At 72.4% G+C, this 25,743-nt stretch carries 22 protein-coding genes; 7 read left to right on the top strand and 15 right to left on the bottom strand.

Annotated features, from left to right (window positions below):
* Nucleotides 1-112 precede the first annotated feature (112 nt).
* A complete protein-coding gene (locus tag J2N69_RS02140) occupies nucleotides 113-1,006 on the top strand; it encodes an RNA polymerase sigma-70 factor (RefSeq protein WP_230899174.1) in 894 nt (297 codons plus the stop codon).
* Nucleotides 1,007-1,312: 306 nt separating this feature from the next.
* Nucleotides 1,313-2,074: a GntR family transcriptional regulator gene (locus J2N69_RS02135; protein ID WP_230899173.1), complete on the top strand. Its 762-nt coding sequence runs from the start codon at nucleotides 1,313-1,315 to the stop codon at nucleotides 2,072-2,074.
* Nucleotides 2,075-2,517: 443 nt separating this feature from the next.
* On the opposite strand, the gene J2N69_RS02130 is transcribed toward J2N69_RS02135, so the two are convergent.
* Entirely contained in the window at nucleotides 2,518-3,675 is a 1,158-nt protein-coding gene (locus J2N69_RS02130; RefSeq protein ID WP_230899172.1) for an ROK family transcriptional regulator, read from the bottom strand.
* A gap of 147 nt (nucleotides 3,676-3,822) precedes the next feature.
* Nucleotides 3,823-5,040 carry a sensor histidine kinase gene (locus tag J2N69_RS02125; RefSeq protein ID WP_230899171.1) on the bottom strand — a complete coding sequence of 406 codons (1,218 nt, stop codon included), beginning with the start codon at nucleotides 5,038-5,040 and terminating at the stop codon, nucleotides 3,823-3,825.
* Nucleotides 5,041-5,142: 102 nt separating this feature from the next.
* On the opposite strand from J2N69_RS02125, the gene J2N69_RS02120 reads away from it, so the two are divergent.
* A complete protein-coding gene (locus J2N69_RS02120; RefSeq protein ID WP_230899170.1) occupies nucleotides 5,143-5,610 on the top strand; it encodes a hypothetical protein in 468 nt (155 codons plus the stop codon).
* A gap of 30 nt (nucleotides 5,611-5,640) precedes the next feature.
* Here the strand turns inward: J2N69_RS02120 and J2N69_RS02115 are convergent, their stop codons facing one another.
* The 5 genes from J2N69_RS02115 to J2N69_RS02095 form a co-directional block, all read right to left on the bottom strand.
* A complete protein-coding gene (locus J2N69_RS02115) occupies nucleotides 5,641-6,723 on the bottom strand; it encodes an enoyl-CoA hydratase/isomerase family protein (protein ID WP_230899169.1) in 1,083 nt (360 codons plus the stop codon).
* Entirely contained in the window at nucleotides 6,720-7,736 is a 1,017-nt protein-coding gene (gene meaB, locus J2N69_RS02110; RefSeq protein WP_230899168.1) for a methylmalonyl Co-A mutase-associated GTPase MeaB, read from the bottom strand. The genes J2N69_RS02115 and meaB overlap by 4 nt, the downstream gene beginning before the upstream one ends.
* Before the next feature lie 18 nt (nucleotides 7,737-7,754).
* The gene (gene scpA / locus J2N69_RS02105; protein ID WP_230899167.1) at nucleotides 7,755-9,956 is read right to left on the bottom strand and encodes a methylmalonyl-CoA mutase; all 2,202 of its coding nucleotides are present in this window, start codon (nucleotides 9,954-9,956) and stop codon (nucleotides 7,755-7,757) included.
* Nucleotides 9,956-11,803 carry a methylmalonyl-CoA mutase small subunit gene (gene mutA, locus J2N69_RS02100; protein ID WP_230899166.1) on the bottom strand — a complete coding sequence of 616 codons (1,848 nt, stop codon included), beginning with the start codon at nucleotides 11,801-11,803 and terminating at the stop codon, nucleotides 9,956-9,958. Before mutA ends, scpA begins: the two co-directional genes overlap by 1 nt.
* Before the next feature lie 151 nt (nucleotides 11,804-11,954).
* Nucleotides 11,955-12,743, bottom strand: coding sequence for a GNAT family N-acetyltransferase (locus J2N69_RS02095; protein WP_230899165.1), 789 nt, complete (start codon nucleotides 12,741-12,743; stop codon nucleotides 11,955-11,957).
* Nucleotides 12,744-12,998: 255 nt separating this feature from the next.
* Here J2N69_RS02095 and J2N69_RS02090 point away from each other — a divergent pair, with 255 nt between their 5' ends.
* Together J2N69_RS02090 and lysA are read left to right on the top strand one after the other, a co-directional pair.
* On the top strand, nucleotides 12,999-13,418 hold the full coding sequence (locus J2N69_RS02090) for an SAV_915 family protein (RefSeq protein WP_230899164.1): 420 nt from the start codon (nucleotides 12,999-13,001) through the stop codon (nucleotides 13,416-13,418).
* 42 nt (nucleotides 13,419-13,460) lie between these two features.
* Nucleotides 13,461-14,891, top strand: coding sequence for a diaminopimelate decarboxylase (gene lysA / locus J2N69_RS02085; protein WP_230899163.1), 1,431 nt, complete (start codon nucleotides 13,461-13,463; stop codon nucleotides 14,889-14,891).
* Between the two features lie 67 nt (nucleotides 14,892-14,958).
* Here lysA and purB read toward each other — a convergent pair whose 3' ends face one another.
* The 8 genes from purB to J2N69_RS02045 all read right to left on the bottom strand — a co-directional run bounded on the left by purB (nucleotide 14,959) and on the right by J2N69_RS02045 (nucleotide 24,780).
* Nucleotides 14,959-16,401, bottom strand: coding sequence for an adenylosuccinate lyase (purB, locus tag J2N69_RS02080; RefSeq protein ID WP_230899162.1), 1,443 nt, complete (start codon nucleotides 16,399-16,401; stop codon nucleotides 14,959-14,961).
* Nucleotides 16,402-16,484: 83 nt separating this feature from the next.
* Nucleotides 16,485-17,264: an SGNH/GDSL hydrolase family protein gene (locus J2N69_RS02075; RefSeq protein ID WP_230899161.1), complete on the bottom strand. Its 780-nt coding sequence runs from the start codon at nucleotides 17,262-17,264 to the stop codon at nucleotides 16,485-16,487.
* Between the two features lie 111 nt (nucleotides 17,265-17,375).
* Nucleotides 17,376-18,389: a hemolysin family protein gene (locus J2N69_RS02070; RefSeq protein WP_230899160.1), complete on the bottom strand. Its 1,014-nt coding sequence runs from the start codon at nucleotides 18,387-18,389 to the stop codon at nucleotides 17,376-17,378.
* Nucleotides 18,386-19,717, bottom strand: coding sequence for a hemolysin family protein (locus tag J2N69_RS02065; protein ID WP_230899159.1), 1,332 nt, complete (start codon nucleotides 19,715-19,717; stop codon nucleotides 18,386-18,388). Before J2N69_RS02065 ends, J2N69_RS02070 begins: the two co-directional genes overlap by 4 nt.
* 173 nt (nucleotides 19,718-19,890) lie before the next feature.
* Nucleotides 19,891-20,316 (bottom strand): GNAT family N-acetyltransferase, encoded by a 426-nt coding sequence (locus tag J2N69_RS02060; protein ID WP_230899158.1) that lies wholly within the window; start codon nucleotides 20,314-20,316, stop codon nucleotides 19,891-19,893.
* Between the two features lie 70 nt (nucleotides 20,317-20,386).
* Nucleotides 20,387-21,274, bottom strand: coding sequence for an LLM class F420-dependent oxidoreductase (locus tag J2N69_RS02055; protein ID WP_230899157.1), 888 nt, complete (start codon nucleotides 21,272-21,274; stop codon nucleotides 20,387-20,389).
* A gap of 49 nt (nucleotides 21,275-21,323) precedes the next feature.
* A complete protein-coding gene (locus tag J2N69_RS02050; protein ID WP_230899156.1) occupies nucleotides 21,324-23,888 on the bottom strand; it encodes an ABC transporter permease in 2,565 nt (854 codons plus the stop codon).
* Between the two features lie 16 nt (nucleotides 23,889-23,904).
* A complete protein-coding gene (locus tag J2N69_RS02045) occupies nucleotides 23,905-24,780 on the bottom strand; it encodes an ABC transporter ATP-binding protein (protein ID WP_230899155.1) in 876 nt (291 codons plus the stop codon).
* Nucleotides 24,781-24,946: 166 nt separating this feature from the next.
* Here J2N69_RS02045 and J2N69_RS02040 point away from each other — a divergent pair, with 166 nt between their 5' ends.
* Together J2N69_RS02040 and J2N69_RS02035 are read left to right on the top strand one after the other, a co-directional pair.
* Entirely contained in the window at nucleotides 24,947-25,246 is a 300-nt protein-coding gene (locus tag J2N69_RS02040) for a toxin-antitoxin system HicB family antitoxin (RefSeq protein ID WP_230899154.1), read from the top strand.
* A 4-nt stretch (nucleotides 25,247-25,250) separates the two neighbouring features.
* Nucleotides 25,251-25,622 carry a fic family toxin-antitoxin system, toxin component gene (locus J2N69_RS02035; RefSeq protein ID WP_230899153.1) on the top strand — a complete coding sequence of 124 codons (372 nt, stop codon included), beginning with the start codon at nucleotides 25,251-25,253 and terminating at the stop codon, nucleotides 25,620-25,622.
* The last annotated feature ends 121 nt before the right edge of the window (nucleotides 25,623-25,743 follow it).

The following is a 25,743-nucleotide window of genomic DNA, read 5'->3' as shown; positions in this document are numbered from 1 at the left end:
CAAGAGGCGGACCGTCCCTCCTTGATGCCGCGGCAGGCGGCGGCCGTCGATGTGCTGCGCGCCGCACCCATTTCCGCTGGACAGAGGGTGCGTCGTGAGCTGGGATGGGAGGGTGGCCACCGAGAGCGCGATCGATGTCTTCGAAGAGCACCGCCCCGTCCTGATGGGCGTCGCCTACCGCATGCTCGGCCGGGTGGCCGACGCGGAGGACGTCGTCCAGGACGCCTGGCTCCGCTGGTCCGCCGCCGACCACGACCAAGTGCGCGAACCGCGCGCCTACTTGGTGCGCGTCACCACCCGCCTCGCCATCGACCGGCTGCGCCATGTGCAGTCCCGGCGCGAGGCGTACGTGGGGCCCTGGCTCCCCGAGCCCTACGTCACCGACTTCGGCCCCACGGTGCCCGACACCGCCGAGCGGGCCGTGCTCGCCGAGTCGGTCTCCCTGGCGGTCCTCGTCGTCCTGGAGTCCCTCTCGCCACTGGAGCGGGCGGTGTTCGTGCTGCGGGAGGCGTTCGGCTTCCCGTTCGCCGAGATCGCGGTCACCCTGGACCGCAGCGAGGCCGCGGTGCGCCAGCTCGCCGGGCGGGCCCGCAAGCACGTCGAGGCGGGCCGCCCGCGCTACGAGGTGGACCCCGCCGAGCGCCGCGACCTGACCGAGCGGTTCCTCGCCGCGGCGTCGGAGGGCGACCTCGACGGGCTGATGTCGCTGCTGGCCCCGGACGTCCGGCTCGTCGGCGACAGCGGCGGCAAGGCCAAGGCCCCGCTGCGGGTCATCGAGACCGCCGACAAGGTGGGCCGCTTCCTGCACGGCGTCGCCACCAAGGGGGTGGCTGCCCCCGGGGCCGAGCTGCACTTCCACTTCGTCGAACTCAACGGCGCGGAGTCGCTGCTCCTCCTGGTCGACGGCAAGCCCGACAGCGTCTTCCAGATGGACGTCGTCGAGGGGCGGATCCAGCGCATTTACATCATCCGCAATCCGGACAAGCTCGTGGGGCTCGCCCCGTAGGGCGGCGCGGAGAAGTCGACCAGAACCGCCCGATTCCATGGAAAGAAGCCCCCACCCGGCGGTGGGGGCTTCTTTCCATGGAATGCCGCCACGTTACGCACACGCGCGTGGCCGATTACGCCCGCTTGGCCCCGCGCGAACTCCGTGTGAATGCTCTGTGGCATCACTCCTGTGCGGGCTGTAACGGATCGAGGATTGGTCTTGACCAAGGGTGGGTGCAGGCCTATGGTCGCAGGGATAGTGCAGGAACCTTTAATAAACAAGGGCGCTAAAAGCCGCCGGTCAACGGCGATTGCGGAGGACAGGGTGGGGACCACGCAGCTCGAAACGGTGCCGGAGCCGAAGTACTGGCATCTGAAGACCGTGCTCACCGAGGCACTCGACTCCGAGTTCGCGGTCGGGGAGATCCTGCCGAACGAGCGTGAGCTGGCCGCCCGCTTCGGAGTCGCCCGCGCCACGCTCCGCCAGGCACTCGAACAGCTCGAACTCGAAGGCAGGCTGCAGCGCCGCCGCGGTGTCGGTACGACCGTCGCACCGCCGCGCATGGGCGTCCCCGTCGGCTCCGCGCAGGGCACCTGGCCGGGCGCGGCCGGTGACGCCTGGCAGCCCGCGGACTGCGCGCCCGCAACCGCGCCGGCAGCTGTCGCACGCATGCTGGGTGTCCGTCCCGACGAGCAGGTCCACGTGGTGCGGCGCACCCGCGTCTCGCAGGGCCAGCCCGTCGCCGCCGAGCTGCTGTACGTCCCCATGTCGTCGGTCGCCGAACTGACCGGCATGGACGCACCCTCCGGAGCCGCACGCGCGCGTGTCGTCCTGCGCGAACTGGCCCGGCACGACCTCGAAGGGCAGGACCGGGCCGTCGAACTCGGCTCGGCCCGCGCGGACGACGCCAAGGCGCTCGACCGGCTCCCCGGAGCACCGGTGCTCGTCGTGACGACCCGCTTCTTGGCAGAGGGCCGCACGGCAGCGGTCTCGGTGGCGACGTATCGCGCCGACACCTGCCGCCTCACCTTCGGTGACTCGGGCAACGTCGAAATCCACCATGGCCCGGAGCGCCGCGCTTCCTGACCCGGCTTTCCGGCCTTGGTCACCTGGCGGTGGCTTGTCGGCTTTGGGCGTCGGCCGTGGCTTCTCGGCGTTTGGGTGTTGGCTGTGGCCTTCCGGCCCCGGCTTCTGATCTCGGCTTTCCCGGCCTCGGCTGCTGGCTGTGGTTCTGCGGCCGCGGTCATCGGCCGTGGCTTCTCGGCGGCGGGTGCCAGCTGTGGCTTTGCGGTTCCGGTTGCTGGCTGAGGCTATGCGGCCTCGGTTGTTGACCTCGGCTTCCCTGGCTCCGGGTGCTGGGCTACGGCTTTCCGGCCTGGGCTCTCGGCTGTGGCTTCTTGGTGTTGGGTACGGCTCTGCGGTTCCGGTTGCTGACCTTGGCTTCCCCGGCTCCGGGTGCTGGGCTGTGGCTCTCCGGCCTCGGTTGCTGACCTGCCGTGCCCCCACCGCCGCCGACGCCACCGGCACCCTCACTTGCCGGCGGTGACCGTGCCCTCGACGGCGAACAGTTGTTCCTCGACATGGTCGAGGGCCAGCCGCAGGGCCCCCGTGGCCACCGCGGCATCGCCGAGCACCGACAGTGCCACGCGTGGCGGCCGCAGGCAGTAGCGTGCCAACTCCCTGTGCAGTGGTTCCAGTACGCCGTCCAGTCCCGCCGCCCAGCCGCCCACCACCACCAGCTCGGGATCGAGGGCGAGGACCAGGGCCGCGACGTCGTGCACCAGGCGCTGGATGAAACGCTCCACCGCCGCCTGCGCCTGCTCGTCCCCCGCACGGGCGTCCGCGAAGACCTGGGCGACCGCCTGCTCGTCCAGTGGGTGCAGCGGCTCGCCCGTGGTGGAGAGCAGCGTCTCCGGGGTGACCTCGCGGCCCAGCAGATGCAGCGCGCCGATCTCGCCCGCCGCGCCGCCGAAACCCCGGTGCAGCCGCCCGCCGATCAGCGACCCGGCCCCCGGGCTCAGCCCCGCGAGGACGAACACCACGTCGTCGGTGTCGGTCGCCGCGCCCTTCCAGTGCTCGGCGACGGCCGCCGCGTTGGCGTCGTTCTCCACGAGGACCGGGCACTTGAAGGAGCGGCGCAGTCGCTCGCCGAGCTGGAGCCCCGTCCACTCCGGCAGCGCCGTGCTCAACCGCACCGTGCCGTCCGCCTCCAGGATGCCGGGGCTGCCCACGCCGACGGCCCGCAGCGAACTGCGGGCTATCCCCGCCCGGCGCAGCAGCTCGGCGACCGTGGTGCGCAGGCGTTCGAGCCGCTCGTCCGCGGGAGCGTCCTCGCCGACGTCCTTCGCGGCCGTCCCGAGCAGGGTGCCGTCCAGGTCCGACAGGACGGCCGCCACCCGGTGCGGTCCGACCTCAAGGCCCAGCAAGTGGCCCGCCTCCGCCCGGAAGCGGAACTTCCGGGCAGGCCGCCCCTGGCGCCGGGCGCCGCTGTCCTCGGCCGCGGACTCCACCACGAGCCCGGCCTCGATGAGCCCCTCGACGACCCCCTCGACGGTGGGCCGCGAGAGGCCGGTCGCCCGGGTGATCTCCGTGAGCGTGGCCAAGTCCGCGGCGCGCAGCGCGTGCAGCACCACCGCGGAGTTGATCCGCCGCAACAGAGAGGGGTCCCCGCCGGTCAGCTGCCCCAACGTCCGTCCTCCCAGCTCGTGCGCGTGATGGCCGGATCGTACTCGTAGGACCGGGCAGCGGCGAGTGCCGGGCCCGCATTCGCCCTGCGCACAGCCGCCCTCCCGACGGGACGGGCCCAGACCCCGGCGCCGGCCGCCGGGCGTCGATCACCCCAGCGGAAGCTCGACACGCACCCGCCACTCACCCTCGTACGGCCCCGTGGTGGCCCGCCCGCCGAGCAGTGCTGCCCGCTCCCGGATGCCGCGCAGTCCGCTGCCACCGCCCGCGGTGGCATCCTTCACGCCGCTCAGCGCGTTGCGTACGTCCATCACCAGCCGCGCCTCGTCGACAGTGATCCCCAGCCGTACCGGAACCGGACCGCAGTGACGCAGTACGTTCGTCAGTGCCTCCTGGAGCATGCGGTAGCCCTCCCGGGACACGGGCCCGGGCAACCGCTCCAAGGGGCCCGCGACCTCCACGTCCACCGTCGCTCCCGAGGCGCGCGCCGAGTCCAGGAGACGTTCGGCGTCCGTGAGGGTGGGGCGGCCGCTCGCGGGGCGCCCGTCCTCCCGCAGGACGCGCAGGACACGTTCGAGGTCCTCCAGCGCGGCCCGGCCCGTCTCCACGACGGCGTCCAGGGCACGGTCGGTGAACTCCGGGTCGCCCGCGGCCTTGGCCGCGCCGGCCTGGACGACCGCGACGGTCAGCGCGTGCCCGATGGAGTCGTGCAACTCGCGTGCGATGCGGTTGCGTTCGAGGAGCTGCTCGGTGCGCTCCTCCAGCGCGGCGAGGCGCTCGGCGGGGGAGGGGCCGAGAAGGCGGCGGGCCGCCCGGGCCATCAACCGGCCGCCCACCACGATGAGGACGAGTTCCACCGCCACGGGCAGGAGACTCAAGGGCGCGCCGGCCCAGCCCAGGGCGGCCACGCGGCGGACCGGCCCGTCGTCCCACGGGGCCGCCTCGGTGGTGCCGAACATGGCCAGTGCGAGCCCGAACAGATGCACCGTGGCCAGAGACATGGCACAGCCGGCCTCAAGACGCAGGACGAGCCATACGGCGGTCCTGCCGCGGTCACGCCAGGAGGCGGACGGGGCCACGGAGATGCCGGGGTCCTCCGCGCCGCCGTCCGCCACGCGCGTGTGCGCACCGGGGAACAGCATCATCCGTGCCTGCAGCCCTTCGGCACGCCGCATCGCGGGCACCATGGCGGCCGCCACCACCAAGGGGACCGGCAGCAGCGGCAGGAGGACCCAGTCACCGAACGCGGGCCGGGAGAGCCCGGGGTAGATGGCGGCACAACTCCAGGCGGCCGCCGAGCCCATGAGGAGGTGCAGCCACCGCGTATAGGTGACCGCGCGCGTCAGAGGTCTCAGGAAGCCCGGCATGGCGCCATCGTGCCAGGTGAGCCGCGCCGCACGGACACCGGAAAAGCGTCGCGGGCCGCAGGGCATGACCGGTTGTCAGTGGGGCCCGCTTTACTGGACGTCATGAGTACCGCACAGCATCTCGCCGTGATCGACCTGCTGCGCTCCCGGGAGTTCCCGGCGGAGCACGGCAGGTCGGAGTGCGGCTCCGAAGGCCCCGGGTATCACATCGCCGAGTTACTGACGAGCGACACCTTCTGGGAGGACGACGGCTCTCGGCGGGACATCGTCGAGGAGCAGTACGAGGCGGAGCGCGATGGTCTGACGGTCCTGCTCGGCGACCGATGGGGGCCGCCCCAGAGGTTCAGCCTGGCGAGCCTCTTCGAGCGCACGATGGACGCCGCCCTGGGAGCCGTCGACGAGGGCGAGGCCGAGGAGATACCGGAGCCGTGGGCGCAGCTGAGTTCCTCCGTGCCGGACCTGCATCTGTGGCACGTGGACGGCCGGTGGATAGCCCTCGGCGTCGCGCAGTGGGACAAGGAGCTGCCCTTCCAGCTCCTCGCCGTGGTCACGGAGATCGACCCGCCCTGAGGCGCGCCCAGCGGACGAGCGGACGGCCCCTCAGCCCCGGCCCGGAGCCTCCGCGTCGGCCTCCTCGAAGAAGCGGGCCACGTCCGCCTCCGTCACCTGCTCCAGCCGCGCGGGCGACCAGCGCGGCCTGCGGTCCTTGTCGACGACCTGCGCCCTGATGCCCTCGGGGAGGTCGGGCGAGCCGAGCGCCGCACAGGACACGCGGTACTCCTGATCGAGGACGGCCTCCAGGGACGGCAGTTCGCGGGCGCGGCGCAGTGCGGCGAGGGTGACCTTCAGGGAGGTCGGGGACTTCGTCAGGAGTGTCTCGGCGGCCTCCTTCGCGTGCCGGTCACCGACGGCGTACAGCCGGGCGACGATCTCCTCGACGGAGTCCGCGGCGTAGCAGTGGTCGATCCACTCGCGGCGCCCGGCGAGCTCGCCCTCCGGAACCGCTTCGGCGTACTGCCGTATGGCTTCGGACGCCTCGCGGTCAGCGAGAGCGGCGGTGAACTCCGTGAGGCGCTCCGAGGGCACGTAGTGGTCGGCGAGGCCGCACAGCACCGCGTCGCCCGCTCCCACCGCCGCGCCGGTCAGCGCCAGATGGGTGCCCAGCTCGCCCGGTGTGCGCGTCAGCAGATAGGTGCCGCCCACGTCGGGCACGAACCCGATGCCGGTCTCCGGCATCGCGACCCGGGAGCGCTCGGTGACCACCCGTACGCTGCCGTGCGCCGACACGCCCACGCCGCCGCCCATCACGATGCCGTCCATGACGGCGACGTACGGCTTCGGGTAGCGCGCGATCCGGGCGTTGAGGCGGTACTCGTCGTGCCAGAAGGCGGCCGACGCCGTCCGGCCGCCCGCTCTGACGTCGTCGTGGATGGAGCGGATGTCGCCGCCCGCGCACAGCCCCCGCTCGCCCGCGCCGGTGAGGACCACCGTCGCCACCGACGCGTCGTCCTCCCAGGCGTCGAGGGCCTCTTCCATGAACCGGACCATGGGGTGGTTGAGGGCGTTGATGGCCCGCGGCCGGTTCAGGACGAGGTGTCCGGCGCGGCCCTCGTGGCGGAGCAGGACGGGCGCGTTGCCGGAGGCGGGGTCGCCGGAGCCGGCGTTGTCGGGGGCGGCGTTCATGGTGCGGATGGCTCCGTTCCGTGGGGGCGCCGGCCCTGGAAGGCGTCCAGGATCTGCTCGGCGGCCGAGGTGGCGGTCAACGTACCCTCGCGCACGCGCTGTTCGAGGTCCGGCGTCACCCGCTGCACGTCGGCGTGGCCGCGCAGTCTGCCGAGGAGTTCGTCCCGCACCATCGACCACGTCCAGTCGACCTGCTGGTCGCGGCGCTTGGCGGCGAGGCGGCCCGTCGAGTCGAGCAGCGTACGGTGCTGTTCGAGCCGCTCCCAGAGCGTGTCCAGGCCGCTGGACTCGCGGGCGCTGCACGTGAGCACCGGAGGCGTCCACGCGGCGTCGGCCGGGTGCATCAGCCGCAGCGCGCCGGCCAGTTCCCGCGCCGCCGAGCGGGCGTCCCGCTCGTGCGGGCCGTCCGCCTTGTTCACGGCGATCACGTCGGCCAGCTCCAGGACGCCCTTCTTGATGCCCTGGAGCTGATCGCCCGTCCGGGCGAGGGTCAGCAGCAGGAACGTGTCGACCATGTTCGCGACCGCCGTCTCCGACTGGCCGACACCCACGGTCTCCACCAGGACCACGTCGTACCCCGCGGCCTCCATCACCACGATCGACTCCCGCGTCGCCTTGGCGACCCCGCCGAGCGTCCCCGCGGAGGGGGACGGACGGACGAACGCGGCGGGGTCCTGCGAAAGCCGCTCCATCCGGGTCTTGTCACCCAGGATGGAGCCGCCCGTGCGCGTCGACGACGGGTCGACGGCGAGCACCGCGACACGGTGGCCGAGCGAGGTGAGCATCGAGCCGAGCGCGTCGATGAACGTCGACTTGCCCACGCCCGGCACCCCGCTGATGCCGATCCGCCGCGCCCGCCCGCTGTGCGGGAGCAGCTCGGTCAGCAACTGCTGCGCGAGCACCCGGTGCTGGGCCCGCGTCGACTCGACGAGGGTGATGGCCCGCGCGACGTACGCGCGCTTCCCGTCGAGGACGCCCTTCACATACGTACCGATGTCGATCGTCACAGGCATGGGTCGGCGCTCACCGGCTCACAGGTCGTGGCCGAGGTCGGCCGCCAGACGCTTCACCAGGTCGTGTGCCGCGTCCGGGATCACCGTGCCGGGCGGGAACACCGCCGTGGCGCCCGCCTCGTGCAGCGCCTCGACGTCCTGCGGGGGGATCACCCCGCCCACGACGATCATGATGTCGTCGCGCCCCTCGGCGGCCAGCTCCTCGCGCAGCGCCGGTACGAGGGTCAGGTGCCCGGCGGCCAGCGAGGAGACGCCCACGATGTGCACGTCGGCCTCGACGGCCTGGCGGGCGACCTCCGCCGGGGTCTGGAAGAGCGGGCCGACGTCGACGTCGAAGCCCAGGTCGGCGAAGGCGCTCGCGATCACCTTCTGGCCGCGGTCGTGGCCGTCCTGGCCCATCTTCGCCACCAGGATGCGGGGGCGGCGCCCCTCGGCCTCGTCGAACGCGTCCACCAGCGCGCGCGTGCGCTCCACGCTCGGGGACTGGCCTGCTTCGGTGCGGTACACACCGGAGATCGTACGGATCTGTCCCGCGTGCCGCCCGTACACGCTCTCCAACGCGTCGGAGATCTCACCGACCGTGGCCTTCGCGCGGGCGGCGTCGACGGCGAGCGCGAGCAGATTGCCCTCCAGGCCCTGGCCGGGCCCGCGCTCGGCCGCCGCCGTGAGGGCGCGCAGCGCGTCCCGGCAGGCGGCGTCGTCGCGCTCCTCGCGCAGGCGCCGCAGCTTCTCGATCTGCTGCGCGCGCACCGAGGAGTTGTCGACCTTCAGGACGTCGATCTGCTCGTCGGTGTCCACGCGGTACTTGTTGACGCCGATGACGGGCTGGCGCCCCGAATCGATCCGCGCCTGGGTGCGCGCGGCGGCCTCCTCCACGCGCAGCTTGGGGATGCCGGCGTCGATGGCCTGCGCCATGCCGCCCGCCGCCTCGACCTCCTCGATGTGCTGCCAGGCGCGGCGCGCCAGGTCGTACGTCAGCTTCTCGACGTACGCGCTGCCGCCCCACGGGTCGATCGTCCGCGTCGTCCCCGACTCCTGCTGGATGAGCAACTGGGTGTTGCGGGCGATGCGCGCGGAGAAGTCGGTGGGCAGGGCGAGCGCCTCGTCGAGGGCGTTGGTGTGCAGCGACTGGGTGTGGCCCTGCGTCGCCGCCATCGCCTCGACACACGTCCGCGTGACGTTGTTGAAGACGTCCTGCGCGGTCAGCGACCAGCCCGACGTCTGCGAATGGGTGCGCAGGGAGAGCGACTTGGCGTTCTTCGGGTCGAACTGCTTGACGAGCTTCGCCCACAGCAGGCGCGCCGCGCGGAGCTTGGCGACCTCCATGAAGAAGTTCATGCCGATCGCCCAGAAGAACGACAGCCGGGGCGCGAACGCGTCCACGTCCAGACCCGCCTCCTGCCCGGCCCGCAGATACTCCACGCCGTCGGCGAGCGTGTACGCCAGCTCCAGATCGGCCGTCGCACCCGCCTCCTGGATGTGGTAGCCGGAGATGGAGATGGAGTTGTAGCGCGGCATCTTCTGCGAGGTGTACGCGAAGATGTCGGAGATGATCCGCATCGAGGGCTTCGGCGGATAAATGTAGGTGTTGCGGACCATGAACTCTTTGAGAATGTCGTTCTGAATGGTCCCGGCGAGCTTCTCGGGCGGTACGCCCTGTTCCTCGGCCGCCACGATGTACAGCGCCAGTACGGGAAGCACGGCGCCGTTCATCGTCATCGACACGGTCATCTTGTCCAGCGGAATGCCGTCGAAGAGCTGACGCATGTCATAAATGGAGTCGATCGCCACGCCCGCCATGCCGACATCGCCGGTCACGCGCGGGTGGTCGCTGTCGTAACCCCGGTGCGTCGGCAGGTCGAACGCGACCGACAGGCCCTTCTGCCCGGCCGCGAGATTGCGGCGGTAGAACGCGTTGGACTCCTCGGCGGTGGAGAAACCCGCGTACTGCCGGATCGTCCAGGGCTGGTTCACGTACATCGTCGGGTAGGGGCCGCGCAGATACGGGGCCACACCGGGGTACGTCCCGAGGAAGTCCAGGCCCTCCAGGTCGGCGCCCGTGTACAGCGGCTTGACGCCGATGCCCTCGGGGGTCTCCCACAACAGGTCGCTCTCGGAGCGGCCCGTGGACTCCTTCACCGCGGCGCGCCACTGCTCGTGCGAGCCCTCCGCGTCCGCGCCGGGGCCCAGGTCGACGGAGGAGAAATCGGGGATGCGCATTACGCCACTCCCATACGGTCGAGGGTGGAGGAGAGCACGGCCACGGCGTCACAGCCGGCGAAGACGTACGCGTCGACGCCGTCGTAGGCACCGCGCCCCGCGAGGAACACCCGCTGCGCGCCCGCCGACTTGAGCGCCTGGGCGACTGCTTCGGCCTGCTCGGCGTAGAGCGCGTCGCTGGAGCACAGACACGCCACCGTCGCACCACTGGCCTTGAAGGCGTCGGCGGCCGAAGCCGCGTCCACCGTCACCGGTTCGTGCACGGCCTCGATGCCACCCGCCTGGAAGAGGTTGGCGGCGAAGGCGGCCCGCGCGGTGTGCGCCGCGGCCGGGCCGAGCCCGGCGAGGAACACCTTGGGGCGCGCGCCGGTCGACGCCAGGTGGGCGTCCGAACGGGCGCGCAGCTCTTCGTACGCCTCGTCGCGGCGCACCCGCGGCAGGCCACCGGACGGCACGGCGGGGGCGGGCTCGCGCTCCACGGGCCGCTCCGCCAGGTGGGGGAACTCGCTGACGCCCGTGATCGGTTCGCGCCGCTCGGCGAGCTTCTTGGCGCGCGCGGCCCAGGTGGCGGCCAGGCGCTCGCGGATCATCCCGGAACGCAGGGCCGCCGCCTGGCCGCCCGCGCGCTCGATCTCCTGGAAGAAGCCCCAGGCGGCGTGCGCCAGTTCGTCCGTCAGCCGCTCGACGTACCACGAGCCGCCCGCGGGGTCAATCACCCGCGCCAGATGCGACTCCTCGATCAGGATCGTGGAGGTGTTGCGGGCGATGCGGCGCGCGAAGGCGTCCGGCAGACCCAGCGAGTGATCGAACGGCAGTACGGTGACGGCGTCGGCGCCGCCGACCCCCGCGCCCAGACAAGCCACCGTCGTGCGCAGCATGTTCACCCACGGATCGCGCCGCGTCATCATCACCGGCGAGGTCACCGCGTGCTGTCGCTGCGCACCGGCGGCACCCGCCCCGCACACCTCCGCCACGCGCGCCCAGAGGCGGCGCGCCGCGCGGAGCTTGGCGATGGTCAGGAACTGGTCGGCGGTCGTCGCGTAGCGGAACTCCAGCTGCGCGCAGGCTTCCTCGACCGACAGCCCGGCCGCCGTCAGCTCCCGCAGGTAGGCGACGCCCGTGGCGAGCGAGGCGCCCAGCTCCTGCGCGGCCGAACCGCCCGCCTCGTGGTACGGCAGCGCGTCCACGGCGAGGGCCCGCAGCCCCGGGTACTCCCGCCCGCACAGCCGGGCCAGCTCGACGGCCTCCGCCGGGTCCAGCTCCTCACCCGAGCAGGCCTCGTGACCCAGCCAGTCCGCGCCGAGGGTGCCGCGCGCCGACTCCTTGGGGACGCCCGCCACCTCGTACAGATGGAGCAACTCACGCGCCGCCGGGCCGAATTCCGCGCCGGCGTCGAGCGCTACCGGGGCGAGGTCCAGAAAGACGCCGTCCAGGGCCCGCGTGAGCCCGGAGACCGGTACGCCGTGGGCGCCGACGCCGAGCCACAGCGAGGTGACGCCGTTCTCCAGGTCACCGAGCACGGCTTCGTTCGCACGAGCGGGATCGGTGCTCGCGTGGCGCTGCCGCACGTCCCAGCCCGTGGCGGCGTTGCCGCCGGGTGTGGCGCCCCGTACAAAGGGGGCGAATCCGGGGTGGCCGACAGCGGGCGCGGCGTCACGGGAGGTGTACAAGGGGCGGGTGGTGAGCCCGTCCTCAAGAGCGGTGGACAGTGCTTGCTCGGCGGCCGTGCCCGATACGTCCTTACCCGACTTGCGCAGCACGCCTTCCACAAGGCGCTGCCACTGCTCATGGGTCGCATCAGGGAACTCGGCGGCCAGGGAAAGCCCGTCGTCAGGCAGGACCGTCATGCCCCGATGCTAGGGCGCAACCCATGGCACGCGGTGCCATCAAGGGCTGTGACCTTGCCCTCTTCTGATCGCTCTTGATCTCGAACGAGCGGGCGGCTAGTGCCGGCGGCGGCATCGGGGCGGCGGTGAAGGGGATCCGGCCCCCCAGCTGTCAGACGGTGACGCGCGACGCGTGCTGGGGCCGCGCGGCCGGGTTTCCGGTGGCGTACCGCACGTACTCGCGGTGCAGCCGGAACCCGGAGTTCCAGGCCAGCAGGCGGCTGGGCCGGTTGTCGCTCCCGCAGGACCAGCTCGCGGTCCGCCCGCGCGCGGCGATGTCCCGGCACAGGGAGGCGACGCAGGCCAGCGCCAGACGCTCGCGGCGCCGCTCGGGCACGGTGAGCACGGCGACGTCCTCGTAGGCGGCACCGACGAAGTAGCCGCAGGCGACAGCGGCGATCCGGCCGTCCCGTTCGACCGCGCCCCAGGCGTGCCCCGAGGCGGCGAGCCCCCTCGGGCCGCCCCAACTGGCGTGTATCCACGCCGCGTCCGGGGTGAGGGCGGCGAGCGCCGCGGCGTCGTCGGCCGCCAGACGGCGGACGGTCACGCCCTCTGGCGGACACGGCGGGGCCACCGGCTCACGGTGGACGTAGACCATCCGCTCGACCGGAATCACCCGATCGAAGGCGGCCCCGAGCACCGGCAGGAAGCGGGCGGGCGCCTCGACGTGACTGTGTGCGAACGGGGCCAGGAAGTCCGGGGCGACACTCCCCGGATCACCGCTCAGCAGGACGTGGCCCGCGCACGAGACCGCCACGGCGCGCGGTCTCAGGGGGTCGTCGCCCCACCAGGCGCCCACCCCCGTGGCCGTGACGTGCTCGTGCAGGGACGCGGGCCCGGGAGCGCCGGCGGCGAACCAGCGGGGCTCGGTCGCCAGGTGGTGGAGGGGAAGCTCGATCATGAACGCTCCTGCGGAGTGAGACCTTCGGGTGAAAAGCGCCGCCCCGCCGGACGGGCCGTGCGCTCCCGGTGGTGTCGGCGCGGCCCGTAGGGTCGGGGTGGCGGACGCCAGTATCGCGTCAGGGAGGGGCGTCGACGCGTCAACAACGCGTTATAGGGGGTCGGTTGGCACTCCGTGCCGGGCATAACGTCTTCGTGCCGCGGGACTTTTTCTGCGGCAGGACGTTTTCTCCCCTTCTCCCCACTGGAGGAACTCATGGCCGAGCTTCTGTGCGACGAGGACCCCGAGCCCTGTGAACCCGGCCCGGCCGGACCTCTGTTCGTCCCTGTCCGGCCGGGACCCGCGGGCTGCGTGGCCCGCCTGTTCCGCACTCCCGTGGGCGAGCGCACCGCCGTCGCGTTCACCACCCCGCAGCGCCTGAGCGCCGCCCTCGGCGCCCGGCAGCCGTGGATCAGGCTCTCCGAACCGGCGCTGCGCGCCCTCGCGGCGCCGCTCGGCGTCAGCGGCCTCACCCTCGACCCGAGGCTGGCCGCGCACCCCGTCACAGTGGCGTCGGGTCGGCCCGCCGAACGGTATGGCACCGCGTGGCGCGGCCAGGACCCGATGCCGGTGGACGTGCCGCACGTCATTGGTGCGGTGGCCCCGTCGGGCGCGAGCACCCTGCGGATCGGCTGAGGACGAGGCGAAGAGAGAAGACGAGGCGAGAGAGAACCTGCCATGACCACTCTGCACGTACCCCCGCTCCCGGGCCCCGCCGACCCCGTCTCACCCCCGGCCGCTGCCCCGGTGCCACCCCCGGCCGCCGCCCCGGTGTCACCCCCGGCCGCCGTCCCGGCAGCGGCCGCCCCCGCCGCGGACCTGTCCGTCTGGCCTGCCTCCACCACACCGCTCGCCCACGGCGACCTGGCCGTCGCCGGCGTCCCGCTCACCGAGGTCGCCGAGCGCTTCGGCACGCCCGCCTACCTCCTCGACGAAGGCGACGTACGGGCCCGCTGCCGCGCCTATCTGCGGGCCTTCAAGGACGCCGACGTCCTGTACGCCGCCAAGGCGTTCCTGTGCCGCGCGATGGCGCACTGGGTCGCCGAGGAGGGCCTCGGCCTCGACGTCTGCTCGGCCGGGGAGCTGGAACTCGCCGTCACCACGGGCTTCCCCGCGGACCGCGTCGTGCTGCACGGCAACGCCAAGAGCCCCGAAGATCTGCGGGCCGCGCTCCGGCTCGGCGTCGGCCGCATCGTCATCGACAGCGCCTCCGAGATCGCCCGGCTGGCCGCCGCCGTCCCGCCGGGCAGCCGCCAGAAGGTGATGGTCCGGGTGGTGCCGGGCATCGCCGCCGGCGGCCACGCCAAGATCCGGACGGGCACGGACGACCAGAAGTTCGGCCTGTCCCTCACGGACGGCTCCGCCCAGCACGCCATCGCCCGCATCCTCGGCCAGCCCACGCTGGAACTGGTCGGCCTGCACTGCCACTTGGGCTCGCAGATCACCACGGAGAAGCCTTACCTCTGCGCAGTGCGCCGCCTGGTCGGACTGATGGCGCGGATCAAGGAGCAGCACGGCGTCACCCTCCCCGAACTGGACCTCGGCGGCGGGCACGGCGTCGCGTACCGCCCCGGCGAGGACGCGCTCGACATCGCCTCCCTCGCCCGCAAGGTGCGCGCCGAGCTGACCGAGAGCTGCGCGGCGGCGGGCCTGCCCGTGCCGCGGCTGCTGGTGGAGCCGGGGCGGGCCATCGCGGGCCCCGCCGGGGTGGCGCTCTACCGGGTGCTCGCGGTCAAGCGGACGTCCGGGCGGACGTTCGTCGCGGTGGACGGCGGCATGAGCGACAACCCGCGGCCCGCGCTGTACGGCGTGCGGTACGCGCCCCGCCTGGTCGGCAGGCGCTCTACGGCCGACCCGGAACCGGTGACGGTGGTGGGGCGGCACTGCGAGGCGGGCGACGTCCTCGCCGACGACGTCCGGCTCCCCGGCGACGTACACCCCGGGGACCTGCTGGCTGTCCCGGTCGCGGGCGCGTACCACCTGTCGATGGCGTCCGGGTACAACCTCGTGGGCCGGCCGCCCGTCATCGCGGTGGCCGACGGGCACGCGAGGCTGCTGGTGCGCCGCGAGTCGCTGGAGGACTTCCGCGGCAGGGACGTGGGCCTGTAGGAGGCGGACGGGGGGAAGACGGCGGCCCGGGGCATCGCGCCCCGGGCCGCCGTTCACATCACCAGGGTCAGAGGATCGCGCCCGGCGTGTAGGCCGCGGCCTCCGGGTGCTCCTTCAGGAGGGCCTCGATCCGCGCCACGACGGCGGCCACCTGGTCGCTCGCCGCGCCCGTGAAGGACAGCTTGTCGGCCATCAGCTCGTCGAGCTGGGCGCGGTCCAGCGGGATGCGGGAGTCCGCGGCGAGCTTGTCGAGAAGTTCGTTGCGCTCGGCGCCCTGCTCGCGCATGGCGAGCGCGGAGGCGACCGCGTGCTCCTTGATGGCCTCGTGGGCCTCCTCGCGCCCGACGCCCGCGCGCACCGCGGCCATCAGGACCTTGGTGGTGGCGAGGAAGGGGAGGTAGCGGTCCAGCTCGCGCGCGACGACGGCCGGGAAGGCGCCGAACTCGTCGAGCACGGTCAGGAAGGTCTCCAGGAGACCGTCGAGCGCGAAGAACGCGTCGGGCAGGGCGACCCGGCGCACGACCGAGCAGGAGACGTCGCCCTCGTTCCACTGGTCACCCGCCAGCTCGCCGGTCATCGAGGCGTAGCCGCGCAGGATGACGGTGAGGCCGTTGACGCGCTCGCAGGAGCGGGTGTTCATCTTGTGCGGCATCGCGGACGAGCCGACCTGGCCCGGCTTGAAGCCCTCGGTGACCAGTTCGTGCCCGGCCATCAGCCGGACCGTCTTGGCCAGCGAGGACGGCGCGGAGGCGACCTGCACCAGGGCCGTCACCACGTCGTAGTCGAGGGAGCGCGGGTAGACCTGGCCGACCGAGGTGAAGGCCGTCTCGAACCCGAGGTGCGCGGCGATGCGCTGCTCCAGGTCGGCGAGCTTCCCGGCGTCGCCGCCGAGCAGGTCGAGCATGTCCTGGGCGGTGCCGACCGGGCCCTTGATGCCGCGCAGCGGATAGCGGGCGACCAGCTCGTCCAGTCGGCGGTAGGCGACGAGAAGCTCGTCGGCGCCGGTCGCGAAGCGCTTGCCCAGCGTCGTCGCCTGCGCGGCGACGTTGTGGGAGCGGCCCGCCATGACCAGCTCGGCGTACTCACCGGCGAGCTTGCCCAGCCGGGCGAGGACCGCGACGGTGCGGGAGCGGATCAGCTCCAGGGAGAGCCGGATCTGGAGCTGCTCGACGTTCTCGGTGAGGTCGCGCGAGGTCATGCCCTTGTGCACGTGCTCGTGCCCGGCGAGGGCGTTGAACTCCTCGATGCGGGCCTTCACGTCATGGCGCGTGACCTTCTCGCGCTCGGCGATGGAGGCCAGGTCGACCTGGTCGAGGACGCGCTCGTAGTCGACGATCGCGGCGTCCGGCACCTCGATCCCGAGGTCCTTCTGCGCACGCAGCACGGCGAGCCAGAGCTGACGCTCCAGCTTCACCTTCTGCTCGGGCGACCAGAGGGTGGCGAGCTCGGCGGAGGCGTAACGTCCCGCGAGGACGTTGGGGATACGGGGCTTTGCAGGCGCAGCAGTCACGTGTACGGATTCTACTGGGCATTCGTGCAGGCCAGCGCCACGCCCCCGTTCGTCGGAAGCTACGAGAGCCCCCCCGGGGGCCGCTACGGGAGGGGCCCGTCGTAGGGCAGCAGCTCGGGACGCTTCGGCGGGCGCCCGTCGCCGGAGGAGCGGCCGGTGAGGCGGCGGACTATCCAGGGCGCGAGGTGCTGCCGGGCGAAGCGGGCGTCGGCGACGCGGCGCGCGGCCCAGTTCAGCGGGACGGCGGCCGACAGGGGGAGCCGCCAGTCGTCCTCGGGCGGATATCCGAGCGCCTGCCACACCGCCTCGGCGACCCTGCGGTGTCCCTCGGCCGTGAGGTGCAGCCGGTCCACGTCCCACATGCGCTGATCGCCGAGGGCGGCGGCGCCGTACAGGTCCACGACGATCGCGCCGTGCCGGGACGCGAGGTCGTCGATGTGCGTGAAGAGCTCCTCCATGCGCGGACGGAACCGCTCCATCACCGGGCCGTTCCGCCCGGGGCTGCGCATCAGGACCAGCTGCTTGCACGAGGGCGCGAGGCGCTCCACCGCCTCTTCGAGCAGGTCGCGTACGCGGTTCATGTCGCACTTGGGGCGCAGGGTGTCGTTGAGCCCGCCCACCAGGGTGACCACGTCGGCCTGCATGGCGGCTGCCACGTCCACCTGCTCGGCGACGATCTGGCCGATGAGCTTGCCGCGCACCGCGAGGTTCGCGTACCGGAAGCCGGGGCTGTGCGCCGCCATCCGCGCGGCCAGGAGGTCGGCCCAGCCGCGGTAGCTGCCGTCGGGCAGCAGGTCCGACATGCCCTCGGTGAAGGAGTCGCCGACCGCGACGAGACTGGTGTAGTTGGCATTCATCTGCATGGCGAAAGCGATGGTAACGCGCCGAGCGCGGCCCTCGGTGAGGGTGGCCCCCCGCGGCCGCGCCCCTATACGCAAGCCGCGCCACCGAAAGCCGCGAACCGCCACCCCCGGTCACACGGGCTGGCCGAACAGCTCCCGCAGCACGTCCTCCATCGTGACCATCCCGGCGAGCCTGCCGTCGGAGCCGAGCACCGCCGCCACATGCGTACGGCTGCCCCGCATCGCGGTCAGCACGTCGTCCAGCGGCGTGGTCTCGCGCACCTGGGCGATCTTCCGCATGTCCGGGACCCGGAACGGCAGATCCCGCGGCGCGCGGTCCAGGGCGTCCTTGACGTGCAGATAGCCGACGATGCGACGGCCGCCGTCCACGACCGGGAAGCGGGAGAACCCGGACTCGGCCGAGAGGTTCTCCAACTGCTCCGGGGTGACGCCCACGCGCGCGTAGACCACGTCCTCCAGCGGCAGGACGACGTCCCTGACCGGCCGGCGGCCGAGTTCCAGCGCGTCGTGCAGCCGCTCCTGAGCGCGGTCGTCGATCAGACCCGCGTTGCCCGAGTCCCTGACCATGCGGGCCAGGTCGTCGTCCGAGAAGCTCGCCGAGACCTCGTCCTTGGCCTCGACCCGCAACAGCTTCAGCAGGCCGTTGGCGAACGCGTTGATCGCGAAGATCACCGGCCGCAGCGCCCGGGCGAGCGCCACCAGCGGCGGTCCGAGCGCCAGCGCCGTGCGCACCGGCTCGGCGAGCGCGACGTTCTTGGGGATCATCTCGCCGAGCAGCATGTGCAGGTACGTCGCCAAAGCCAGCGCGATGACGAACGAGATGGGGTGGACCAGGCCGTGCGGCACCCCCACCCCGTCGAACACGGGCTCCAGGAGATGCGCGATCGCGGGCTCCGCGACGACACCCAGGACGAGTGTGCACAGCGTGATGCCCAGCTGCGCCGCCGCCAGCAGCGCCGACACGTGCTTCAGGCCCCACATCACGCTCTTGGCGCGGCGGTCGCCTTCCTCCGCGTGGGGTTCTATCTGGCTGCGGCGTACGGAGATGAGGGCGAACTCGGCGCCCACGAAGAAGGCGTTGACCACGAGGGTCGCGAAACCGATCAGCAACTGGATGGCGATCATCGGGCGTCCTCCGCCTCGTCCTCGGTCAGCGGGGCGTGCAGCAGTACGCGCGCGGCGCGGCGCCCCGCGGCGTCCGTGACGTCGAGCCGCCAGCCGCCGACCTCGACGCTGTCGCCGACGGCCGGAATGCGGCCCAGCTCGGTCGCCACGAGTCCCGCGAGCGTCTCGTAGGGCCCGTCGGGGACCCGCAGGCCGACCCGCGCGAGCTGGTCGGTGCGCGCGGCGCCGTCGGCGGAGTAGAGCGTCCTGCCCTGGTCGTCCGCACCGGCCAGAGCGATGTCGGGGGTCTCGTGCGGGTCGTGCTCGTCGCGCACCTCGCCGACGACCTCTTCGACGATGTCCTCCAGGGTGGCGACCCCGGCGGTGCCGCCGTACTCGTCGATGACCACGGCCATCGTGCGCTTGCCGGAGAGCCGGTCCAGCAGGCGGTCGACGGTCAGCGACTCCGGTACGAGCAGGGGCTCGCGCATCAGCTCGGCGACGGACACCCGCGGCCTGCGCTCGGCGGGCACGGCGAGCACGTCCTTGATGTGGGCGACGCCGACGACCGTGTCGAGGTTGCCGCGGTAGACGGGGAAGCGGGACAGGCCGGTCGCCCGCGTGGCGTTCGCGACGTCCTCGCAGGTGGCGTGCGCTTCGAGGGCCATGACCTGGACGCGCGGCGTCATCACGTTCTCCGCGCTGAGGTCGGCGAGGTTCAGCGTGCGGACGAACAGCTCGGCGGTGTCCGCCTCCAGCGCGCCCTCCCGCGCGGAGTGCCGGGCCAGCGCGATCAGCTCCTTGGGGCCGCGCGCGGAGGCCAGCTCCTCGGCGGGCTCCAGGCCGAAGCGGCGTACGGAACGGTTCGCGGTGTTGTTCAGATGGGCGATGAACGGCCGGAAGGCGGCGCTGAACAGGCGCTGCGGCGTCGCCACCCGCTTGGCGATGGCGAGCGGGGAGGAGATCGCCCAGTTCTTGGGGACCAGCTCGCCGATGACCATCAGGAAGACCGTCGAGAGCGCCGTGCCGATGACCAGGGCCACCGACGACGCCGCCGAGCGGGGCAGGCCCAGGTCGCGCAGCGGGCCCGAGATCAGCTTGGCGATGGACGGCTCGGAGAGCATGCCGACCACCAGGTTGGTGACGGTGATGCCGAGCTGCGCGCCGGAGAGCTGGAAGGTGAGGTTCTTGACGGCCTTGAGGGCGCCGGCGGCGCCGCGCTCGCCGCGTTCCGCCGCCCGCTCCAGCTCACTGCGCTCGACCGTCGTGAGAGAGAACTCCGCCGCGACGAAGACACCGCAGGCCACGCAGAGCAGCACCGCCGCGAGGAGCAGGAGCACTTCGGTCATCGGGTCACCTCCGTCCCATGATCGTGCAGAGGCCGGAGGAATGCGCGATGTCGGGTACTAGGAGGCTCGCCCATGGGCGGACGCTCACACCTTTCATTCGGATACGAGTGGTGCGTCCATGGTAAAGGATCAGCAAAACCACTCTCGAACCCCCGTCGGACGCACGGCCGGGCTCAGTCCGTGAGGGGTTTCACCCACCGGCTCCACTGCGGCTCGGGGGCGTAGCCCGCCGCGCGCCAGGCGTGGTGGGCCGGTTCGTTGCGGTCCAGGACCATGGCGTCGCCGCGCCGCCCCCCGAGCCGTACGAAACGCTCCTCCGCTGCGGTCAGCAGCGCCGCCCCCACGCCCTGGCGGCGGTGGTCCGGGTGAACGGCGAGACGGTAGAGGTGGCAGCGCCAGCCGTCGAAGCCCGCGATCACCGTGCCGGCCAGCTCACCGCCGCGCTCGGCGAGGATCAGCGCCTCGGGGTCGCGCACGACCAGCCGCTCCACCCCCGACCTGTCGTCGCTGATGCTCGTGCCCTCGGCGGCCACCTTCCAGAAGGCGAGCACCGCGTCCAGGTCCTCGGGCCCCGCGGCCCTTATCCGAAGATCATCCATGGGTCCATCCCATCACCGTCCGGGGGCGCGCCGCCGGGGTTTTCAGGATGCGGACAGGCGCGGGCACCCGTCAGCTGCCGTTCAGCTCCTCGATGACCGGGCCGAACGCCTCGGCGTACGGCTCCAGGACGGTGATGTACGAGAAGCCGTACCGCTCCCGCTGGGCGCGCAGCTGCTCGGCGATCTGCCGGACCGTGCCGACCAGCAGGAGCGGCAGGGCGAGCGCGGCGTCCTCGGTGAGGTGCGGGATGTACTCCAGGACCGGCCGGATCGCCGCCCTGCGGTCGTTCGTCACCTCTACCAGCTGGATCAGCAAATTCAGCTCGGCCGGCTCGGAGCGGCCCGCGGCGAACCGGCGGTAGGCGGCGATCCGCTCGTCCAGTTCCTCGGGCGTGAGGTGCAACATCTTGCCGGTGTCGCCGGGAACCGGCTTGGCCCCGGTGAACGCCGCGATGTCGGCGTGCTCGGCGGTGAGCCTCAGCATCCGGTCGCCGTTGCCGCCGATCAGGAGCGGCGGCCGTGGCTTCTGGACCGGCTGCGGCTGGTGCTCCTCGGCGCCGAGCACCCGCCCCACCTCCTCGACGGTGCGCCGCAGATGGTCCACCCGCTCGCCGGGCGCACCCCACGGCAGTCCGGCGGCGTCGTGCTCCGCCTTCACATACCCCGTCCCCAGGCCCAGTTCGAGGCGGCCCCCGGTCAACGCGTCCACCGTGGCCACCTCACGGGCGAGCAGCGCGGGGTTCCAGAAACCGGCGTTCAGGACGAACGTGCCGACGCGCGGCCGCTCGGTGGCCTCGGCCGCGGCCACGACCGCGGGGAACGGCGCGGGCGCGCCGAGATGGTCGGGGACGAGGATCACGTCGTAGCCGAGTTCTTCCGCCCGGCGGCACTTCTTGCGCCATTCGTCCCCCGATGACAGGGCCACCATATTGACGCCGAAACGGAACGGCCTGGCCATGAACTCCCCCCACGCTTATACGGATTGGCTGACGGCGCCCCTCAGTCCATCATTCGTGCGCGATCGCCGCCAGTACATTCATGCGGGAGGCGCGCAGAGCGGGCAGCAGCGCCGCGGCGAGGCCCACGACCACCGAGCCGATCACCACGGCGATGATCGTCGCCCAGGGGAAGGCCAGCTCCTTCATGCCCTGGAGCGCCAGCACCTGCTGCACGGCGACGCCCCAGACCAGGCCGAGCGCGAGGCCGAGCAGTGCCCCGAACACCGCGATCACCACCGACTCCAGGCGGATCATCCGGCGCAGCTGACGTCGCCCGAGCCCGATGGCGCGCAGCAGCCCGATCTCGCGGGTGCGCTCCACCACCGACAGGGCCAGGGTGTTGACGACGCCCAGCACGGCGATGACGATCGCGAGGCCGAGCAGCGCGTAGACGAGGTAGAGCATCACGGCGATCTGCTGCCGTATCAGCTCTTTGTAGTCGGCCTGGTCGCGCACCTGGACCTGCGGATACGGATCGAGGGTCTTCTCCAGCCGCTCGCGCAGCGTCTCCGCATCGGTGCCGGAGGCCGCGTTGACGTACACGGCCGAGTCCTGCCCGTCCGGCACGTACTTCTCGACCGTCGCCAGCCCGAGGAAGAGCCCGCCCTCGACGCCGAACCCCTCGGGCGCGTCCTGATCGGTGAGTGCCCCCACCGTCAGCTTCGTCTCCCGCCCGCCGGGGAACGTCACCGCCAGCGCGTCGCCGACCCGCACCCCGTGCTCGCGCGCGAAGTCCTTGTCCATGCCGATGCGGCCGGGCGCGAGGGCGGCTCGCGAACTCCCCTCGGCGTACGTGATGTCGGCGACGTCGTCGAGCCGCGGGTCGTAACCCGCCGCCGTCGACTCGGCCTTCTCGCCGTCGGGGAGCGCCACTTCGATGGGGCTGAAGCGCTGGCGCACGACGAGGCCCACGCCTCCCGTGTCCTCGATCTTCTCCGTGATCTCCGCTGAGAAGGGCATGAAGTTGGCGTTCTGTACGACGAAGTCGGCGCCGAGCGTCGCGTCGATCTGCCGGTCGAACGACTCGGTCATCGACGCGCTCGCCACCGACAGGCCGCCGACCAGCGCGAGCCCCACCATCAGGGCGGCCGCCGTGGCCCCCGTGCGGCGCGGGTTGCGCAGGGCGTTGCGCTGGCTCATGCGGCCGACCGGACCGAAGATCGCGGGGAACGCCCCGCCGAGCACCCGGATCACCGGGCGCACCAAAAGAGGCCCCGCGATGACCGTGGCGACGAGGCTCAGGACGATGCCGAGCCCGAGGAACGACGCCGCCGAGGACGTCTCGTCGGCGACCGCGCAGGCCACCAGGGCCGCCGTCCCGGCCACCGCGACGACGGAACCCGCCACGGCCCGTCTTTTCAGCGGCCGCCCCACCCCCGCGATCTCGGCGTCCGCGAGCGCCGCCATCGGCGAGACCTGCGCGGCCCGGCGCGCCGGGAGGTACGCCGCGACGAACGTGACGCCGACCCCGACGACGTACGCCGCCACGGGGGTCACCCACTTGAGGACCATCTCCGTGGACTTCAGGTTCATCCCGAGCGCGCCCATCAGCTCGATGAGGCCGAGGGCCAGCCCGATGCCGGCCGCCAGTCCCAGCGTCGAGCCGACCAGGCCGAGCAGCAGCGCCTCGAAGAGCACCGAGCGGCGCACCTGGCCCCGGTCGGCGCCCAGCGCACGCAGCAGGCCCAGTTCCCGGGTGCGCTGGGCGATCAGCATCGAGAAGGTGTTGACGATCAGGAAGATGCCCACGAGCACGGCGACACCGGCGAAGCCGAGCATCACGTACTTGATGACGTCCAGGAAGCCGCCGAGCGAGGCGGCGGCGGACTCGGCCTGCTCGTCGGCGGTCTCCAGTTCGTAGCCCGCGCCGACCTCGGCGGCGACGCGGCGCTTGAGCGTGTCGTCGTCGACGCCCTGGGCGGCGGTCACGGAGATGCTCGTCGCCGCGTCCGGGGCGCCCAGCAGCTTCCGCTGCGCGGTCGGGGTGTCGAGGAAGACGAGGGCGGCGCCGGGATTGGTGGTGGTGAACGTGGCGATGCCGACGATCTCCACCTTGAACGAGCCGGGGCGGGCGAAAACCGTCAGGGTGTCGCCGAGTCCGACGTCCTTCCTGTCGGCCGTGTCCGCGTCCAGCATCGCCTGGCCCGCGCCGCGCGGCGCGTGGCCCGAGGTCAACTCCACCGGGCTGCGGTCGGTGGGGTACCAGTTGGTCGCGACGGTCGGCGCGCCGGTCGTCGAGCCGACGGGTTCGTTGTCGCGGTCGACGACGGTGATGTTGTCGACGGACGCGTCGACATGGGCGTCCGCGACACCCTCGACCTTCGCGACCCGCTCCCGCAGGCTCGCGGGCACGGTCGCCGTGCGCCCGGAGGGCACCGCCTCCTTGAGGTCTTCCTTCGGCCCGACCGTCACGTCGGCCGAGGTGGAGGCGAACAACCGGTCGAACGTGCGCGTCACCGTGTCCGAGAAGATCAGACTGCCCGCGACGAACGCGACCGAGAGGATGATGGCAAGGGCGGAGAGCACGAGCCGGCCCTTGTGCGCGAGGAAACTCCTGAGCGTCGCCTTCAGCACCGCGCGGCCCCCCGGCTCAGCTCTGCCCGTGCAGGCCGTCGGAGGGCGACGCCCCGGACGGGCCGTCGGAGGGCGACGCGGCGCCGTGCCCGCCGGATGTACCCGGCGGCGCCGTCGCGTGCATCGCGTCGAACCGCTTCATCCGTTCGAGCACCGCGTCGGCCGTCGGACGCTCCAGGTCGTCCACGATCCGGCCGTCGCCGAGGAAGAGGACCAGGTCCGAGTGGGCGGCGGCGCCGGGATCGTGGGTCACCATCACGACGGTCTGCCCGAGCTGGTCGACGGCGTCCCGCAGAAAGCCGAGCACCTCCAGACCGGCCCGCGAGTCGAGGTTGCCCGTCGGCTCGTCGGCGAAGATCAGTTCGGGCTTCGCCGCCAGCGCCCGCGCGCACGCCACCCGCTGCTGCTGCCCGCCGGAGAGCTGCGCGGGGCGGTGCTTCAGCCGGTCCCGCAGCCCCAGCGTGTCGATGACGTGTTCCAGCCACGCCTGGTCCGGCTTCCGGCCCGCGATGTCCATCGGGAGCGTCATGTTCTCCAGCGCGCTGAGCGTGGGAATGAGGTTGAAGGACTGGAACATGAACCCGACGCGGTCGCGCCGCAGCTGGGTCAGCTCCCGCTCCTTGAGGCCCGTGATCTCCGTGTCGCCGAGCCACACCTGCCCCGCCGAGACGTTGTCCAGCCCGGCCAGGCAGTGCATCAGCGTGGACTTCCCCGACCCGGAAGGGCCCATGACGGCCGTGAACCGCCCGCGTGCGATGTCCACGTCGACCGAGTCGAGGGCGAGCACGGTCGTCTCGCCCGAGCCGTACGCCTTCGTCAGGCCGCGGGCGCGGGCGGCGGTCCCGGCGTCCCCGGAACGGCCGGTGAACGGTGCCGAATCAGGTATGGGCAAGGCCGCCTCCTGGGTTGTGGCCGTTCCAACTCCCGTAATCCCGGCGAGAGTAGTGGGACGGACCGAACCCGCGGTACCCCCCCCTGAGGCCGGGGCCGCAGACGTATGTAAGGGGCACGCTCCCGGCACCCTTGTCGTGCTAGCACACCGACGCTAGCTTGAAGGAATGGCGAAGACTCAGCTGAACGTGCGCGTGGACGAGGACACCGCCCGGGCCGCGCGGGAACGCGCTCTGGCGCGAGGCGTGAGCGTCAACCGCTACATCGAGGAACTCGTGAAACAGGACGTCGGCGAGGTCGGCCACACGTTCGTCGAAGCGGCCGCCGACTTCATGAAGCAGTACGAGTCCGTGTTCGCCGAGGAGTTCGGGACGGAACGCGAGGGCACCCGCCCGGTCCGCGAGACGGCCCCTCCTGTACGCGCGCCCTACGAGAGCGCGCGCCCGCTCGGTCAAGGTCGTCGTTGAGCCGTTGAACCCCAGAATCGATCTTGCCTGGCTCCTGATGATCGCCGAACACAAGACGCCCGGAGACCCCCAGGTCACCGACTGGGGAGCGCTCGTCGCCGCCATCAGCCGGCACGAGGCGGAGATATTCGGCATGCCCGTCTACGAAACCCCGCACGACCGGGCCGCGGCGCTCCTCCAACTGCTGCTCCACCTCCCCGCCCTGGAACGCTCCAACGCGCTCTTCGCCTCCTCCGTCGCGTACGCCTATCTCGTCTCCAGCGGCATGAAGGTGGTCACCTCGCCCGAACAGGTGCGTGATCTCGCCCGCCTGGTGAAAGAGGGCGGCGCGAGCGTCCACGCCATCGCCGAGCAGCTGCGCCGGTGGAGCCTGTGAGCCGCCGCGCGGGCGCCGGGCGATGAGTTCCGGGCCCGGGGCCGGTCATCAGAGGTGACCAGCAACCAGCCCGGCCGGGGCGCGCGCCCGAGCCTGGACCACCCCGCCGTCGGCAGCCGAA

It is taken from the genome of Streptomyces huasconensis (assembly GCF_021028635.1).
GTDB classification, from domain to species: Bacteria; Actinomycetota; Actinomycetes; order Streptomycetales; family Streptomycetaceae; genus Streptomyces; species Streptomyces huasconensis.
The sequence above is the reverse complement of the archived record's forward strand: the minus strand, read 5'-3'. Positions and strand labels throughout refer to the sequence as shown.